This is a genomic window from Micromonospora sp. DH13, assembly GCF_020873825.1.
GTDB classification, from domain to species: Bacteria; Actinomycetota; Actinomycetes; order Mycobacteriales; family Micromonosporaceae; genus Micromonospora; species Micromonospora haikouensis.
The window spans coordinates 1-255 of sequence record NZ_JAHWGR010000130.1 but is presented as its reverse complement, the minus strand read 5'-3'; the positions used below and the strand labels follow the sequence as shown (position 1 = coordinate 255).

The window sequence follows — 255 nt, the reverse complement described above, 5'->3', positions numbered from 1 at the left end:
CGGCGGTGGAGACCGCCGACGGGCCGGTCGAGGAGGCGTTCCCCCCGATGTCGGTCACCGTCCGCCTCGAAGACGAGATCGACATCTCCCGCGGAGACATGATCTGCCGCCCCCACAACGCCCCCACGGTCGCGCAGGACATCGAGGCGATGGTCTGCTGGATGGACGAGACCCGCCCCCTGACCGTCGGCGGCCGCTACGCCATCAAACACACCACCCGCTCCGCGCGGGCCATCGTGCGGGGCCTGCACTACC

Annotated in this window: 1 pseudogene; it reads left to right on the top strand. The window is 71.0% G+C overall.

The window, feature by feature from the left end:
• Positions 1-255, top strand: a pseudogene (locus tag LPA42_RS33585) (sulfate adenylyltransferase); the annotation flags it as partial.